The sequence below is a fragment of the Thauera aromatica genome (assembly GCF_023093595.1).
In the GTDB taxonomy this organism is placed as follows: domain Bacteria; phylum Pseudomonadota; class Gammaproteobacteria; order Burkholderiales; family Rhodocyclaceae; genus Thauera; species Thauera aromatica_A.
This window is the reverse complement of the sequence record NZ_JALLIK010000098.1, coordinates 1-15,405: the sequence shown is the minus strand read 5'-3', so window position 1 is coordinate 15,405 and position 15,405 is coordinate 1. Positions and strand designations below refer to the sequence as shown.

At 65.5% G+C, this 15,405-nt stretch carries 15 protein-coding genes and 2 tRNA genes; 14 read left to right on the top strand and 3 right to left on the bottom strand.

Features of this window, described 5'->3' with window-relative positions; all coding sequences use genetic code 11:
* Positions 1-42 precede the first annotated feature (42 nt).
* The 8 genes from pheT to rpoS all read left to right on the top strand — a co-directional run bounded on the left by pheT (position 43) and on the right by rpoS (position 6,564).
* Complete coding sequence (gene pheT / locus MXC99_RS07990; RefSeq protein WP_247724946.1) at positions 43-2,433, top strand: phenylalanine--tRNA ligase subunit beta; 2,391 nt, start codon at positions 43-45, stop codon at positions 2,431-2,433.
* A gap of 1 nt (position 2,434) precedes the next feature.
* Positions 2,435-2,740 (top strand): integration host factor subunit alpha, encoded by a 306-nt coding sequence (locus tag MXC99_RS07985; RefSeq protein WP_107220449.1) that lies wholly within the window; start codon positions 2,435-2,437, stop codon positions 2,738-2,740.
* Positions 2,721-3,101, top strand: a complete 381-nt coding sequence (locus MXC99_RS07980) for a MerR family transcriptional regulator (protein ID WP_247724945.1) — start codon at positions 2,721-2,723, stop codon at positions 3,099-3,101. The genes MXC99_RS07985 and MXC99_RS07980 overlap by 20 nt, the downstream gene beginning before the upstream one ends.
* 60 nt (positions 3,102-3,161) lie before the next feature.
* Positions 3,162-3,238 (top strand) — tRNA-Pro (locus MXC99_RS07975).
* Between the two features lie 131 nt (positions 3,239-3,369).
* Positions 3,370-4,113 (top strand): 5'/3'-nucleotidase SurE, encoded by a 744-nt coding sequence (gene surE, locus MXC99_RS07970; protein ID WP_247724944.1) that lies wholly within the window; start codon positions 3,370-3,372, stop codon positions 4,111-4,113.
* Entirely contained in the window at positions 4,110-4,763 is a 654-nt protein-coding gene (locus MXC99_RS07965; protein WP_282100139.1) for a protein-L-isoaspartate(D-aspartate) O-methyltransferase, read from the top strand. The genes surE and MXC99_RS07965 overlap by 4 nt, the downstream gene beginning before the upstream one ends.
* Before the next feature lie 14 nt (positions 4,764-4,777).
* A complete protein-coding gene (locus MXC99_RS07960; RefSeq protein ID WP_247724943.1) occupies positions 4,778-5,617 on the top strand; it encodes a peptidoglycan DD-metalloendopeptidase family protein in 840 nt (279 codons plus the stop codon).
* Between the two features lie 11 nt (positions 5,618-5,628).
* Complete coding sequence (gene rpoS / locus MXC99_RS07955) at positions 5,629-6,564, top strand: RNA polymerase sigma factor RpoS (protein WP_247724942.1); 936 nt, start codon at positions 5,629-5,631, stop codon at positions 6,562-6,564.
* Positions 6,565-6,658: 94 nt separating this feature from the next.
* On the opposite strand, the gene MXC99_RS07950 is transcribed toward rpoS, so the two are convergent.
* Together MXC99_RS07950 and mltB are read right to left on the bottom strand one after the other, a co-directional pair.
* Positions 6,659-7,462, bottom strand: coding sequence for a DUF2189 domain-containing protein (locus tag MXC99_RS07950; protein WP_247724941.1), 804 nt, complete (start codon positions 7,460-7,462; stop codon positions 6,659-6,661).
* 146 nt (positions 7,463-7,608) lie between these two features.
* Positions 7,609-8,652 (bottom strand): lytic murein transglycosylase B, encoded by a 1,044-nt coding sequence (gene mltB, locus MXC99_RS07945; protein WP_247724940.1) that lies wholly within the window; start codon positions 8,650-8,652, stop codon positions 7,609-7,611.
* Positions 8,653-8,960: 308 nt separating this feature from the next.
* On the opposite strand from mltB, the gene MXC99_RS07940 reads away from it, so the two are divergent.
* The 3 genes from MXC99_RS07940 (at position 8,961) to bamC (ending at position 12,090) form a co-directional block, all read left to right on the top strand.
* Positions 8,961-9,887: a histone deacetylase family protein gene (locus tag MXC99_RS07940; RefSeq protein ID WP_247724939.1), complete on the top strand. Its 927-nt coding sequence runs from the start codon at positions 8,961-8,963 to the stop codon at positions 9,885-9,887.
* 155 nt (positions 9,888-10,042) lie between these two features.
* Positions 10,043-10,921 (top strand): 4-hydroxy-tetrahydrodipicolinate synthase, encoded by an 879-nt coding sequence (gene dapA / locus MXC99_RS07935; protein WP_247724938.1) that lies wholly within the window; start codon positions 10,043-10,045, stop codon positions 10,919-10,921.
* Positions 10,922-10,947: 26 nt separating this feature from the next.
* Entirely contained in the window at positions 10,948-12,090 is a 1,143-nt protein-coding gene (gene bamC, locus MXC99_RS07930) for an outer membrane protein assembly factor BamC (RefSeq protein WP_247724937.1), read from the top strand.
* Positions 12,091-12,147: 57 nt separating this feature from the next.
* Here bamC and MXC99_RS07925 read toward each other — a convergent pair whose 3' ends face one another.
* Positions 12,148-12,486 carry a hypothetical protein gene (locus tag MXC99_RS07925; RefSeq protein WP_247724936.1) on the bottom strand — a complete coding sequence of 113 codons (339 nt, stop codon included), beginning with the start codon at positions 12,484-12,486 and terminating at the stop codon, positions 12,148-12,150.
* 360 nt (positions 12,487-12,846) lie between these two features.
* Between MXC99_RS07925 and rlmD the strand changes: the two genes are divergently transcribed.
* The 3 genes from rlmD to MXC99_RS07910 all read left to right on the top strand — a co-directional run bounded on the left by rlmD (position 12,847) and on the right by MXC99_RS07910 (position 15,310).
* The gene (gene rlmD, locus MXC99_RS07920) at positions 12,847-14,157 is read left to right on the top strand and encodes a 23S rRNA (uracil(1939)-C(5))-methyltransferase RlmD (RefSeq protein WP_247724935.1); all 1,311 of its coding nucleotides are present in this window, start codon (positions 12,847-12,849) and stop codon (positions 14,155-14,157) included.
* A gap of 301 nt (positions 14,158-14,458) precedes the next feature.
* Positions 14,459-14,546 (top strand) — tRNA-Ser (locus tag MXC99_RS07915).
* Between the two features lie 197 nt (positions 14,547-14,743).
* Positions 14,744-15,310 (top strand): hypothetical protein, encoded by a 567-nt coding sequence (locus tag MXC99_RS07910; protein ID WP_247724934.1) that lies wholly within the window; start codon positions 14,744-14,746, stop codon positions 15,308-15,310.
* The last annotated feature ends 95 nt before the right edge of the window (positions 15,311-15,405 follow it).

Sequence of the window (15,405 nt, the reverse complement as noted above, 5' to 3'; positions counted from 1 at the left end):
GAACCCTTTCCGCCCAATCCACGCAATCCAGGTTATCGAATCATGCAATTCTCAGAACAGTGGCTGCGGACCTTCGTCGATCCGCAACTGGACAGTGCCGAACTCGGCCACCTGCTGACCATGGCCGGCCTCGAGGTGGAGGAGGCCGTTCCGGTCGCACCGGCCTTCAGCGGCGTGGTGGTGGCGCACATCGTCGAAGCCGAGAAGCATCCCAATGCCGACAAGCTCAAGTTGTGCAAGGTCGATGCGGGCACCGGGGAACTGCTGCAGATCGTCTGCGGCGCTCCGAATGCCGCTGCCGGGATGAAAGTCCCTTGTGCCAAGGTCGGGGCGGTTTTGCCGGGCGACTTCGCGATCAAGGCGGCGAAGCTGCGCGGCGTCGAGTCCTTCGGCATGTTGTGCTCGGCGCGTGAGCTGGGGCTGTCGGAAGACCATGCGGGCCTCTACGTCCTGCCCGAGGACGCGGTGGTGGGTACCGATATCCGCGACCACCTCGGCCTGGACGACACTCTATTCACCATCAAGCTTACCCCCAACCGGGCCGATTGCCTGAGCCTGAGCGGAGTTGCACGCGAAGTCGCGGCGCTCACCGGCGCGCCGCTGCATCTGGCGGCGATCGATGCCGTGACCCCCACCGTGGATCACCGCCGCGCCATCGTGCTCGACGCTCCGGCGGCCTGCCCGCGCTATTGCGGGCGCATCCTGAAAGGCGTGGACGCCCGGGCGCGGACGCCCGAATGGATGGTGCGCCGCCTGGCCCGTAGTGGCATCCGCGCGATCAGTGCGCTGGTCGATGTCACCAACTACGTCATGCTCGAACTCGGCCAGCCGCTCCACGCCTTCGACGATGCGAAACTGCATGGCGCGATCCATGTCCGCCTGCCGCAGGCCGGGGAGCAAGTCGTGCTGCTCAACGAGCAGAGTGTGACTCCCGCTCCCGATACCCTGCTCATCGCCGACGAGACGCGTCCCCTGGCGCTCGCCGGGATCATGGGGGGCGAGTACAGCGGAATCACGCTCGAAACACGGGACGTTTTTCTCGAGAGCGCTTTTTTCGCCCCCGATGCGATTGCCGGTCGCGCGCGCGCCCATGGCTTCAGCTCCGACGCTTCGCACCGCTACGAACGCGGGGTCGATTTCGAATTGGCGCGCAGTGCGATCGAGCGGGCGACCCGGCTGATTCTCGACATCTGCGGCGGAGAGGCCGGGCCGGTCGAAGAGGCGATCGTCCGCGCGGCGCTGCCGGTGCGTGCGGCGGTGCGACTACGTCCAGCGCGCGCCCGTCGGGTGCTGGGCATCACGCTGACCGATGATGCGATTTGCGTGCTGCTGCAGCGCGTCCACCTGCAAGTGGCGCGGGCGGGGGAGGATTTCCTGGTCACACCGCCGTCATGGCGTTTCGACATCGAGATCGAGGAGGACCTGATCGAGGAACTGGCCCGCCTTCATGGTTACGACAACATTCCGGCCGTCGCCCCGCAGGGTAGCCTGATGATGCTGCCGAGCTCGGAGCACTCCCGTCCGGTATGGGCGCTGCGTCACCTGATGGCCGCGCGCGGCTACCAGGAAGTCGTGAATTTTGCCTTTGTCGAGGAAGCCTGGGAGCGTGACTTCTGCGCCAACGAGAACCCGATCCGCCTCGCCAACCCGATCGCCAGCCAGCTTTCGGTGATGCGCTCGAGCCTGATCCCCGGGCTCGCAGGCAATCTGGCGACCAATCGAAAGCGCCAGATCGACCGGGTTCGCGTCTTCGAAGTGGCTCGCGTGTTCGAGCGCAAGGCCGACGGCGAGCCGGTTCGCGGCTTTCACCAGGTCATGAGCCTTGCCGCGCTGGCAGCCGGTCCGGCCGTTGCGGAACAATGGGGCGAAACTGCCCGGAACGTCGACTTTTATGACATCAAGGGCGACCTGGAAGCCCTGTTCGCGCCGCGCCGGCTCGAGTTCGAGCGCCTGTCGCATCCGGCCCTGCACCCCGGGCGTGCGGCCACGGTGCGCCTGGATGGGCACAGCATCGGCGTCGTCGGCGAACTGCATCCGGTCTGGGTCCAGCGCTACGACCTCGGCAGCGCGCCGGTGGTGTTCGAGGTCGCACTCGATGCCGCGCTCGCCGCGCGCGTGCCTGCCTACGCGGAAGTTTCCCGCATGCCGGCGGTGATCCGCGACCTGGCACTCGTCGTGGGCGTCGAAGTCGCCGCCGCACGCGTCGTGGAGGTGTTGAAGAGCGCGGCACCGGCAATCGTGCACGAGATCGCGTTGTTCGATGTCTACCATGGCAAGGGCATCGATCCGGACAAGAAGAGCCTTGCCTTCAGGGTGTTGATGCAAGATACTCAACGAACGCTTGAAGAGGCCGAAGTCGAGGCCGCGGTTTCCGCACTGGTCGGACAGGCCGAGTCCCAGCTCGGCGCGCGCTTGCGCGGCGCGGGAGACTGAGATGACGCTGACCAAGGCCGAGTTGGCCGACTTGCTATTCGAGCAGGTCGGTCTCAACAAGCGTGAAGCGAAGGACATGGTCGAAGGTTTTTTCGAGGAAATCCGGACCGCGCTCGAGCGAGGCGACAGCGTCAAGCTGTCGGGGTTCGGCAACTTCCAGTTGCGCGACAAGCCGCAGCGCCCAGGGCGCAATCCGAAGACGGGTGAAGAGATCCCGATCACTGCGCGGCGGGTGGTCACCTTCCATGCCAGTCAGAAACTGAAGGCCGCGGTGGAGCAACTCAGTGATGCAAGCAGGCAATCCTGACATCGGCACCGAACCCTTGCCGCCGATTCCGGCGAAGCGCTATTTTACGATCGGCGAAGTCAGCGAGCTGTGCTGCGTCAAACCGCACGTGCTGCGCTACTGGGAACAGGAGTTCACCCAGCTCAAGCCAGTGAAGCGGCGCGGCAACCGGCGTTACTACCAGCATCACGAGGTCGTGCTGATCCGCCGGATCCGGCAACTACTCTACCAGGAAGGCTTCACCATTTCCGGGGCGCGCAACCGGCTGGGCGAGTCGGTTCTCCATGATCAGGAAAATGAAGCCGAAGTCGAGCGTTTCAGGGAGGTGGTGGATGAAGTCCGCACCGAGCTTGTCGAGTTGCTCGGTGCGTTGCGGGCTTGACCGCGCATGCTCGAAAAATCTGGCAAATCCTGAAAGTGCTGCTATAATGGTTGCTTGTGTCGGGGCGTAGCGCAGCCTGGTAGCGCACTTGCATGGGGTGCAAGGGGTCGCGAGTTCGAATCCCGCCGCCCCGACCAATCGAACAAACCGGCCAAGGCCGGTTTTTTTGTGCGGTACGCAGCAAGTGTTCCCGTGTCGGCAGGGGCAGCACGCTGTGCTAACATCAGGGCCTCCCGACCGCGCTCTGCGGCATCCCGCAGGAATCCAGATGCGTATCCTGGTCAGCAACGACGATGGCTATTTCGCTCCGGGGATCGCGGCCCTTGCCGAGGCGCTGAGTCCGCTGGGCGAGGTGACCGTGGTGGCGCCCGAGCGCGACCGCAGTGGTGCGAGCAATTCACTGACTCTCGATCGTCCGCTGTCGCTCAAAAGAACCTCCAACGGTTTTTATCACGTCAACGGCACTCCGACCGACTGTGTCCATCTCGCCGTCACCGGGATGCTCGAGCACCTGCCCGACATGGTCGTGTCGGGCGTCAATCACGGCGCCAACATGGGCGACGATACGGTGTACTCCGGCACCGTCGCTGCCGCGACCGAAGGTTTCCTGCTCGGGGTGCCCTCGATCGCAGTGTCGCTGGTCAGCAAGTCGGCAGCCGACTTCACCGCCGCTGCCCGTGTTGCGCGGGATCTGGCCGAGCGCTTCATGCACCGGCCGTTCCCGCACCCGGTATTGCTGAACGTCAATGTGCCCGATGTCGCCTACGAGCGCTTGCAGGGCATCCGCGTCACGCGCCTGGGCAAGCGGCATAAGGCCGAGCCGGTGGTGCGCAGCGTCAATCCGCGCGGTGACCCGGTCTATTGGGTCGGTGCTGCCGGAGGCGCGGCGGATGCGGGTGAAGGAACGGATTTCCACGCAGTCGCGAACGGCTGCGTGTCGGTGACGCCGCTGCAGATCGACCTGACCCATACCGGGCTCATCGCGCCGGTTTTCGACTGGTTGAAGAAGTGACCACGCGAGTCGTCGATGGCGGTCAGGCGGCGCGGGCGCGGGCGCGCATGGTCGAGCGCCTGCGCGCCCGGGGCATCCGAGACGAGCGCGTGCTCGCCGCGATGCAGGGGGTGCCGCGTCATGCCTTCGTCGATGAAGGCCTGGCCTTCAATGCTTACGACGACACGTCCTTGCCGATCGGTTATCAGCAAACGATCTCCCAGCCCTTTGTCGTGGCGCGGATGATCGAATTGCTGTGCGCAGGGCGCGAATTGGGGCGAACGCTGGAGGTTGGGGCCGGCTGCGGTTACCAGGCTGCGGTGCTTTCGCGCCTGGCCGTCGATGTCTATGCCGTAGAGCGCCTGCGCCCGCTGCTCGACCGCGCGCGTGCGAATCTGCGCCCCTTGCGCCTGCACAACGTCAGGTTGAAACTCGCGGATGGCAGCCTCGGCCTCTCGGAGGCTGCACCATTCGACAGCATCATCGTTGCGGCTGCGGCGCTCGGCCTGCCGGCCGCGCTCAAGGAACAACTTGCGCCGGGCGGTCGTCTGATCGTTCCGGTAGGCGGGGCTGATCAGCGTTTGCTGCTGGTCGAGCGCCAGGGAAACGTTTTCCGGGAAAGCTGGTGCGAAGCCGTGCGCTTCGTGCCGCTCCTCGGTGGTACAGAATGAGATTCGGTATTCGGATGCACAAACAGTCGCCTTACATCGTCCTTTTGCTTGTTGCCGGCCTGATGGCGGGGTGCGCTTCCAAAGTGACGGCTCCAGTACGTGATGTCGCTGACGGCATGGCGGGGGTGCCGGCCACGAGCGCGCCATCGCAGCCCAGCGGAGTCCATACGGTCCGCCCCGGCGAGACCTTGCTCGGCATCGCACGCCAGTATGGCGTGACCTTGCCTGAACTGGTGGCATGGAACGGTCTGACCGACCCCAATCAGATCCAGGTGGGGGAAACGCTCCGCGTGGCGCCGCCCGGCGCGGCGACGGGCAGCATTGCCGAGCCCGCACCGAGCGGTGCAGTGGCCGTGCCGGTGCCGCTCAACGGCGCGGATTCGGGTTCCGTGCCGCTCAAGCAGGAGCCGATCGGGGGGCGTGCGCCCATCGTGGCACCAGCGGCACCGGCCGAGCCCCCCGCGGCAAGTGGCCCGGCGGCTCCGGCTGGAGGGCAATGGTTGTGGCCGGCGGCCGGGGCCGTGCTCGCCGGTTTCAGCGAGGCTTCCAACAAAGGCCTCGACATCGGCGGCCGGGTCGGTGACCCGGTCCGCGCGGCGGCGGCGGGCAAGGTGGTTTATGCAGGCAGTGGTCTGCGCGGTTATGGCAAGCTGATCGTTATCAAGCACGACCAGGAATACAACTCCGTGTATGCTCACAACGACAAGCTTCTGGTCAAGGAAGACGAACAGGTCGCCCAAGGGCAGAAGATCGCCGAGCTCGGGAGCACCGAATCGGACCGGCCGAAACTGCATTTCGAGATCCGCAAACAGGGTAAGGCGATCGACCCGATGCGCTACCTGCCCGCACGCTGAATGAGGTGAGCATGGAGGAACCGGCGAATCTTGACGAACTGGAGAGTCATGAACCGGATCTTCCGCCCGAGGTGGAGGTATTTGCCGGTCATCCGGTGCAGGCGGTCGAGAACGAGTTTTTCAGCGATGTCACCCAGCTCTATCTGAACGAGATCGGCGCCAACCCGCTGCTCAGCGCTGAAGAGGAGCTGCGCTTGGCCCGGCTGGTCCGGGAAGGGGATTTCCGATCCCGACAGACGATGATCGAGCGCAACCTGCGCCTCGTGGTCAACATCGCAAAACATTACCTCAACCGAGGCATTCCGCTGCTCGACCTCGTCGAGGAGGGCAATCTCGGGCTGATGCACGCGCTCGATAAATTCGACCCCGAGCGCGGGTTCCGCTTCTCCACCTATGCCACATGGTGGATCCGGCAGAATATCGAGCGCGCGATCATGAACCAGTCGCGCACGATCCGCCTGCCGGTGCATGTGGTCAAGGAGCTCAACCAGGTGTTGCGCGCCCAGCGCAGCATCGAGGCGGTTTCCAACGGCGAATCCACGCTCGAGGACATCGCCGGCCGCCTGGGCAAGCCGGTCGATGACATCAGGGCGATCCTCGCCCTCAGCGAGCACACCGCGTCACTCGATGCGCCGCTGGATATCGACCCTTCGTTGTCGATCGGGGAGTCGCTCGCCGACGACCATCAGCCCGCTCCCGAAGTCCAGCTCCACAACGTCGAGATCGGGGATCTGGTCCGAACCTGGATCAGGATGCTCAACGACAAGCAGCGCTTGGTTGTGCGCCACCGTTACGGCATTGATGAGTGCGATTTGCTCACGCTGGAAGAGCTGGCGACCCGCCTCGATCTGACCCGCGAACGGGTGCGCCAGATCCAGCTCGAGGCCCTGGGCCAGCTGCGTCGTATACTCAAGCGCAACGGCATCTCCCGCGACGCCCTGTTGTAAGCGCGGGACGCGCTCCGGGGTCTGCCTTGCGCCTCGCCGGCCCGGCTTCCCTCACGCCGGTCATTGCTTCCAGGCCCCGCCGGGGTGAGTGCGCTCAGCGGGGTGGCGGGGGCGTGTTCGGCGGATAGACGCGCAAATAAAACTCCCGGCTTGCATAGGCCATCACGGGCAGCGTGATCAGCAGCAGGGGCAGCACAAGTGCGCTGACCATGATCACCGCTGCAAGCAGCACGGCCCAGCTCATCACCACGCCGAAGCGGCCGAAAACCGCGCGCACGCTCGCCACCACGGCCGGCACGAGGTGCGCGCGCCGGTCGTAGAGCAGCGGGATCGAGAACGCCGAGACCGCGAACAGGATGAAGGCGAGCCCCGCGCCCATGATCGCGCTGTAGAAAACGTAGCCGGCAACGGTTTCTTCGAAGCGCAGCAGGCGCACGAAGCCGACGGGCTCGCGCCCGACCATGAAGCCGTACAGGATCCCGGCGTCGGTTATCCAGATCAGGAAGATCAGCGCGCACACGAAGGACATGACCCAGCCGCCGCGCGGCATGCGCCGGAAGCCGCGGGCAATGTCGCCGAGGGTGGCTTTTTCGCTGTGGCGCAGGCGGTCCGACAGGGCGAAGAAACCGGCGAGCAAGGCCGGTCCGACGAGCATGAAACCGCCCGCGAGCGACAGGCTGACGGGGGCGATTCCGGCCGCCTCGAGAAGGATGAACATCAGCGAGCCGAGTACGGTGAATACGGCGGCGAAGCCCGCGCTGAGCAGCGGCTGGGCGCGGAACTGCGCCGCTCCGGCGGTGATGGCGGCAAGCAGGTCGTGCCGCCGGACCGCAGCCGGGCGCAGTGTGGCGGGATCGGTGGCGGGTGGCGGCCCGCGGTGATGGGAGATGTCCGGCATGGTCGGCTACTCGATCGGGCGCGGCGCCCTGGCTCCGCGCGCCGCCTGCGGATGGCAACCGGCACCGCCGGCGCCATGACCGTCTCGTCGATCGCTGGCATGTCACGACCTTCCGGTCGACGCCAGTTTAACCGCGGGAGGCCCGCTCAGGGCCGGTTCCGTGCGGAACGCATGGCGTCGACCAGCCGGCGCAGGCGCAGGGCTTCGGCCAGTTCGAACACGGACATCGCATAAAAGCTGCTGCGGTTGTAACGGGTGATGACGTAGAAGTTGCGATACCCGAGCCAGTATTCGGTGGCTGCTCCCGGCGTCTCCAGATCGACCAGTGTTGCGGTCGCCGCCGCCGCCCTGCCGTCCAGGGGGCCGATGCCTGCGCTTGCAAGGATGTCCGGCGCCAGTGCAGGCTCGATTCCCGCCGCGAGCAGGGGGGCGGTGTCGGCACCGGGCGCGACTCGCGCCCGTTCGGCGACCGGGGCGCCGGCCTGCCAGCCGTGGGCATGGAGGTAATTCGCCACACTGCCGATGGCGTCGCTGGGGTCGCGGTCGAAATCGACCCGGCCATCGCCGTCGAAATCCACCGCGTAGGCACGCACGCTGCTGGGCAGGAACTGCGGATAGCCGAGCGCCCCGGCGAACGAGCCGCTATAGCTTGCCGGGTCGCGCCCCTGCTCGCGTGCGAGGAGAAACAGGGCTTCGAGTTCACGGCGGAAGAGCTCGGCTCGCGGCGGATAGTCGAATGCCAGGGTGGCGAGGGCGGACAGGGTCTCGAAATCGCCGGTGTGCCGGCCGTACATCGTCTCCACGCCGAGGATGGCGACGATGATTTCCGCCGGTACGCCGTACTGGTTGGCCGCGCGCTGGAGCGTCGCCGCATGCGCTTCCCAGAACGCCAGCCCGCCGTCGATGCGCGTGCGGTCGAGAAAGCGCGCCCGGTAGTTCTGCCAGGATCGCGCGCCCTTGTGTGCGGGCGGGGTGATCAGCCGGATCACGCTGGGATCGTGGCGGGCGCGGGCCAGCGCGCGGTCGAGTGCGGCAGGGTCGAAATCGTGGCGGGCCGTGAGTTCGGCAATGAACGCGCGCGCGTCCTCGCGTTCGGCATAGGAGGCCGCGGCCAGGGCCGGCAGCATGAGGACGAGCGCGGCGCTGGCCAGACGGCTGAGGTGGCGGCTCGAGAAAGCGGAAAAGATCATGATCGTCCGGTTGAATCGATACTCTGGCGTGGAAACGGCGGGGGCCGGCGCCGGCGGGAAGGGCTACCGAGGCCCGTCCAGGCGGGCATGCCGAAGCGCGCGGAGCTTGCCCGGAACGCTCCGGCCGGCTTCTTCGGGCAGGCGATCCGCATGGTGCGGGGCGCACTGTGAAATTGATCGGGAAGCGGTGATAATAGACGACAAAGTCTGCTGTCCGATGGTTCCGCATCATGCGACGGGTGAAAAACCGCGCGGCTTCCATGCAGACGACCACTGCTTCGAATCTTGGTGACGAGAAAGGGAGGAACATGACGACTACGGCATTCATCACGCATCGCGAGTGCTGGCTCCATGACATGGGGGCGATGCACCCTGAATGCCCCGAGCGTCTGGCCGCGATCAACGACAGGCTGATCGCATCCGGGCTGGACATGTACGTCTCCTTCTACGACGCGCCGGTGGCCGAGCGGGCGCAGCTGGCGCGCGTCCATGCCGCCGAATACCTCGAAGAGCTGTTCGCCAGTGTGCCCGAGCACGGCATCCGCCACCTCGACCCCGACACCGCGATGAGCCCGGGCACGATGAAGGCCGCGTTGCGTTCGGCGGGGGCGGGGGTGCTGGCGACCGACCTGGTGATGAAGGGTGAAATCGAAAATGCCTTTTGCGCGGTCCGTCCTCCCGGCCACCATGCCGAGCGGGCCAAGGCGATGGGGTTCTGCTTCATGAACAACGTCGCCATCGCCGCCGCCCATGCGCTCGAAGGGCATGGCCTGGAGCGCGTGGCGATCGTCGATTTCGACGTCCACCACGGCAACGGCACCGAAGACATCTTCCGCGACGATCCCCGGGTGATGATGGCGGGCGTCTTCCAGCACCCGTTCTACCCTTACAGCGGCACCGACAACCCGCCGTCGCACATGCGCAACGTTCCCTTGCCGGCCGGCACCCGGGGCGAGGCCTTCCGCCAGGTTTTCAGCGACATCCTGGTCCCGGCGCTGCGCAGCCACTGCCCGCAGATGGTCTTCATCTCGGCCGGTTTCGACGGCCACTACGAAGACGACATGGGCTCGCTCGGACTGCTCGAAGCCGACTACGTCTGGGCCACGGAGCAGGTCAAGAGCGTCGCGGAAGGCTGTGGCCACAAACGGATCGTGTCCATTCTCGAAGGCGGCTATGCGCTGTCCGCGCTGGCGCGCTCGGTGGTGGCCCACATCAAGTCCCTCGCCGACCTGTGAGCGCGCGCCGGGGCGCCTGCGGGGCGGCAGCCTCTGTCTTCCGTTTATCCGCTGAAACCGTCTTCCATGCGCGGACTCGCGGCGATTTCGCTGGTCACGCTGGCCGAGTTTCGGCGATCGGTTAGAATTGCCCTTTTATCGCACTACCCCACGCCATGATTACCGGATCGCTTGTCGCCATCGTCACTCCCATGCAGGACGATGGGAGCCTGGATTTCCCCCGCTTGCGCAGTCTCATCGACTGGCATATTGCCGAAGGCACCGACGGCATCGTGGTCGTCGGCACGACCGGTGAATCGCCCACCGTCGATGTCGACGAGCATTGCGAACTCATCCGCAGCGCCGTCGACCACGTCGGTGGCCGTGTCCCGGTGATCGCCGGCACCGGGGCCAACTCCACCGCAGAGGCGGTGGAACTGGCCCGCTTCGCCCGCGAGGCAGGGGCAAGCGCCCATCTGTCGGTGGTGCCGTACTACAACAAGCCGTCACAGGAAGGGCTGTACCGCCATTTCCGCACCATTGCCGAAGCGGTCGAACTGCCGCTGATCCTGTACAACGTGCCCGGGCGCACGGTCGCCGATCTCGCCAACGACACCGCACTGCGCCTGGCTGAAATTCCCAACATCGTCGGCATCAAGGACGCCACCGGCAACCTCGATCGTGCCTGCGACCTGGTCGAGCGCGCGCCCGCGGGCTTCGCCCTCTACAGCGGCGACGACATGACTTCGGCCGCGTTCCTGATGCTCGGCGGCCATGGCGTGATCTCGGTCACCGCAAACGTGGCGCCGCGTGCGATGCACGCGCTGTGCGCCGCCGCCGCGGCCGGCGACATGCTCGCGCTGCGACAGACCAATGCCGCCCTCACCGGCCTGCACCGCGATCTGTTCTGCGAAGCCAACCCGATCCCGGTGAAGTGGGCGGTTGCCCGCATGGGGCTGGTCGGCGACGGCATCCGCCTGCCCCTCACCCCGCTGTCGGAAGTCCATCACGCGCGCGTGCTCAAGGCGATGCGCAAGGCCGGCATCCAGGTCTGACCCGAACTTCTTTGTCCAGGAAATCCATGAACTGCTCCACGCGCACTTCCTTTTCCCTGCTGGCCATGACGCTCGCGCTTGGCGGCTGCTCGGGGTCGCTGCTCGAGTCCAAGCGCATCGACTACAAGAGCGCGCGCCAGATCGAACGCCCGCTCGAAGTTCCTCCCGACCTGACTGCCCCCCGCCGTGACGATCGTTTTGCCGTTCCCGATGTGGCGCCGCGCGGCGTTGCCACCTACTCGGCCTACGCGGCCGATCGCGCAGGCCAGCCCGCGGCTGCCAGTACGACGGCCGAGGTCCTCACTCCGTCGTCGACGATGCGTATCGAGCGCGCAGGTAGTCAGCGCTGGCTCGTGATCAGCGGCACGGCCGACGAGCTGTGGCCGCAGATCAAGGACTTCTGGCTCGAACTGGGCTTCATCCTGAACGTGGAAAGCCCGGAAATCGGAGTGATGGAAACCGACTGGGCCGAAGACCGCGCCAAGATCCCGCAGGATTTCCTGCGCTCGTCGCTTGGCCGCGTGATCGACGGCCTGTATTCGACACCGGAGCGCGACAAGTTCCGCACCCGCCTCGAACAGGGCAAGGATGCGGGCACGGTCGAGGTCTACATCAGCCACCGCGGCATGGTCGAAATCTACCCGACCGAGGCGAAGGACACTACGATCTGGCAGCCGCGCCCGGCCGATCCCGAACTCGAAGCCGAAATGCTGCGCCGCCTGATGGTGCGGCTGGGCGCCGAGGAGGCCCGCGCCGAAGCGGCGCTTGCTGCACCGCAGGCGGCGGAGCGCGCGCGGATCAGCACCGGCGGAGACGGTCAGGCCGCACTGCTGATGGACGAGCCTTTCGATCGCGCCTGGCGCCGGGTCGGCCTCGCCCTCGATCGCACCGGCTTCACCGTCGAGGATCGCGATCGCGCAAAAGGCCTGTATTTCGTCCGCTACGTGGACCCGGAAGCGGACAGCCGGAGCCAGGACCAGGGCTTCTTGTCGCGGCTCGCATTCTGGCGCAGCGAGGACAAGCCGGCCACCGGCGGCAGCGAATACCGCCTGCGCGTGGAAAGCCACGGCGAGGCGTCCCGCGTCAGCGTGCTCAGCCGCGAAGGCGGCATCGATGCATCGCCGACGGCGCGGCGCATGCTCGGTCTGCTGCACGAACAGCTGCGCTGAGCGGGCATGAAAAAGCCGGCCTCAAGCCTGCTTTTTTGTGGGTGGGGCGCAAGCCTCTTACTTCTCCATCGACTCCTTCGCCGAATCGACCGCCGCCTTCGCCGCTTCGGTGGCGTCCTGCTTGAGCTCCTGCGCCGCGGCTCCCGCCTCGGCGGCGGCGGCCTCGGCTTTCTCGCCGAGCTGGGCGGCGGCTTCGCCGGCCGCCGTAGCCGCTGCGGCAGCGGCGTCCCCGGCGGCCTGAGCGCTTTCCTTGGCAGCGTCGACAGCTTGTGCCGCCGACTCCTTCATTTGCTCCTGAGCGGAGACGGGCTCCTGAACCGCAGTGGGTTCGTCCTTCTTGCCGCAGGCCGAAACGGCGACGGCGACAAGTGCAGCTACGAGAAGGGGGTGCTTCATGATGTGTCTTCCTATCGGGTGCATGAATGTGGTTGCGCGATCACGGTGCCTGCCTGCCAGCCCGGAACTTGAGCCCACCGGTGAACGGGCAGACACTCAGATCTTAGCAGCTGGATCATGACAATGCCCGGATTTGCTGCAATGCAAAAAGATAATGTATTTGTAAAATTACATAAAAAACAATGTATTGAGTGAATTTAGTCAGAGCTGCTATTGTTTCCAATTGTGCGCTGTGCGGGAGCGGCGCCCTGCCGCGGTGAGATCGGCGCGTGCGCTGAACCGAGGTCCTGCGCCGACGCGGTCGGTGCGGACCGAACGGCGCGGGGTAGAATCGCGCACCGCGTTTTCATCGACCCGACCATGCCTGTTGCAAGCATCGAATCCCTGGACCACGAAGGCCGTGGTGTCACCCATGTCGACGGCAAGGCTGTATTCGTCGAAGGTGCGCTGCCGGGCGAGGAAGTGGAATACACCGTGCTGCGCGAGCGCCCCAGCTACGCCCAGGCCACGGTCGAGCGCGTTCTCCGCCCCTGTGCCCAGCGCGTGGTGCCGCGCTGCCGGCATTACCGAACCTGCGGCGGCTGCTCGATGCAGCACCTGGATCCCGTCGCCCAGGCCGCAGCCAAGCAGCGCATCCTCGAAGACGCGCTGTGGCATATCGGCAAGCTGCGCCCGGCGATCCTCTACCCCGCCATCCACGGCCCGGCCTGGGGGTATCGCGAGCGTGCGCGGCTCGGGGTGCGCCTGGTGCCGAGCAAGGGCGGGCTGCGCATCGGCTTTCATGAGCGGCGCTCGAGCTACATCGTCGACATGCGTGAATGTCCGGTGCTGCCGCCGCGCATTTCGGCCCTGCTGCCCCGTCTGCGCGAGTTGATCGCCGGGCTGTCGATTCCCGATCGCCTGCCCCAGGTCGAAATCGCCGTCGGCGATGCCGTCACCGTGTTCGTGTTCCGCAACCTGCTGCCTTTCAGCCGCGCGGATGAAACCCGTCTTGCCGCCTTTGCCGAAGCCGAGGGCATTCAGGTGTGGCAGCAGCCCGGCGGCCCGGACTCGGCCACTCCGCTGCATCCGGCGAATGGGCCGGGGCTGAGCTATACGCTGCCCGAATTCGGCGTGAAGATGGATTTCCGCCCGACCGACTTCACCCAGGTCAATGTGCACATCAACCGTGTGCTGATCCGGCGCTCGATGCAGCTGCTCGACCCGCGCCCGGGGGAGCGCATCGCCGACCTGTTCTGCGGCCTGGGCAACTTCAGCCTGCCGATCGCCCGCCGCGGCGCCCGCCTGGTCGGCGTCGAAGGCAGCGACGCGCTGGTCGCGCGCGCGCTCGACAACGCCCGTCGCAATGGCCTTAGCCATCTCACCGAATTCCATGCAGCCAATCTGTTCGAGGCCACCGAGGACAGCCTTGCCGCCCTCGGTCCGCTCGACAAACTGCTGATCGACCCTCCGCGTGAGGGCGCGATCGCCGTGGCCAAGGCCCTCGGCCCGCATCAGCGCCCGGCGCGCATCGTCTATGTGTCGTGCAATCCGGCCTCACTGGCTCGCGACGCCGCCGTGCTGGTGAGGGAAAAGGGCTATGTGCTGTGCGGTGCCGGCATCGCCAACATGTTCCCGCACACCTCGCACGTCGAGTCGATCGCGCTGTTCGAGCACTCCGGCCGGAGCTGAGCGCCGCCGCAGCCGCGCAAGGCGCGGCCGGGCGGCGCAGGAACGGCGCACGGATGGATTTTTACGCACCGGGCCGCGATTTCCGGTTCTTCTACCGCCCTGCCGTGTCGAGTGCGATCGCGTGGGGCGAGGAGCATCACGCCGGCTCGTTCCGGCTTGGATAGGCCCCTGGCAATGCTATACTTCGCGGCCTCCGGAGGCGCGGCCGCGTTGCTTGGCGGCAAGCTCCTCGAGCGCTTCGCGGGAAGAGTGGCAGAGCGGTTGAATGCACCGGTCTTGAAAACAGTTGTAGGATGAATTTGGAAGCGTGGCAGAGTGGTCGATTGCAACGGTCTTGAAAACCGTCGATCCGCAAGGGTCCGTGAGTTCGAATCTCACCGCTTCCGCCAATAAAAACAAGCACTTACACAGCGTCTGCCGGTATGCAAAGTGCTTGCAGTAAGCAACAAGAAAGCCCCGCTGGTCGGGGCTTTCTTGTTGGTGGCGGTTTTGCGGCCCGTAAGCACACCGTAACTGACAGCGGGCACCTTCGTTTCTCGTAACCCATTGAAATCTGATCATGTATCCCCATGTAAAGTCGGATTACATGAAAGAAACGCAGACTCAATTGGGGGGGGAAGGAATGCATGAGACGCTAACAACAATCAAAAAGCACTTGGAGAAGGTCATTGCCCAAGTGCAATCTGCCGTTCCGAACGATGAACCGTTTGGAAATGCGCATAACAACTGGAGCTTTCCCGGTCTCACACGAGCCGAGCTAATTGAAGAGACCCAATCCATTGTTGACCTGATCGAGGATCAAGGCGGCGACGAAGTTGGTGACCACGAAGCACGGCTACAGGACTACGCTCGCCGACTTCAACACCTTCAGCAACATACTGTCGCCCAGCTTTGGGGAAACGCTGGGCAAGCCGTCCCCGCGTATCTTTTCACCCTTCAAGGGCTTCGCAAGGCACTGACGCCTGTACTGACCAATGACGGTCATGCCGACGCTGTGGTCAAGTTGAAGAAGCTGGCCAACCAGCTTCGCAGCATGGAGGCTCGACTCAATGGGCTGGAGCCTCGTACCGCTTCGCTCAATACGATGGTCGAACGTATCGAACAGGCGTACAACGCGGCGGATCAACTGCCTACAGACCTAGCAGGCTGTTGATTTAGCCAGATCCGAGCAACGGCGAGGCTTTCCCGGACGTTATAATACGATCTGCATTACCACTCCAATTGTTCCGATGCGCGGCACCGACCATA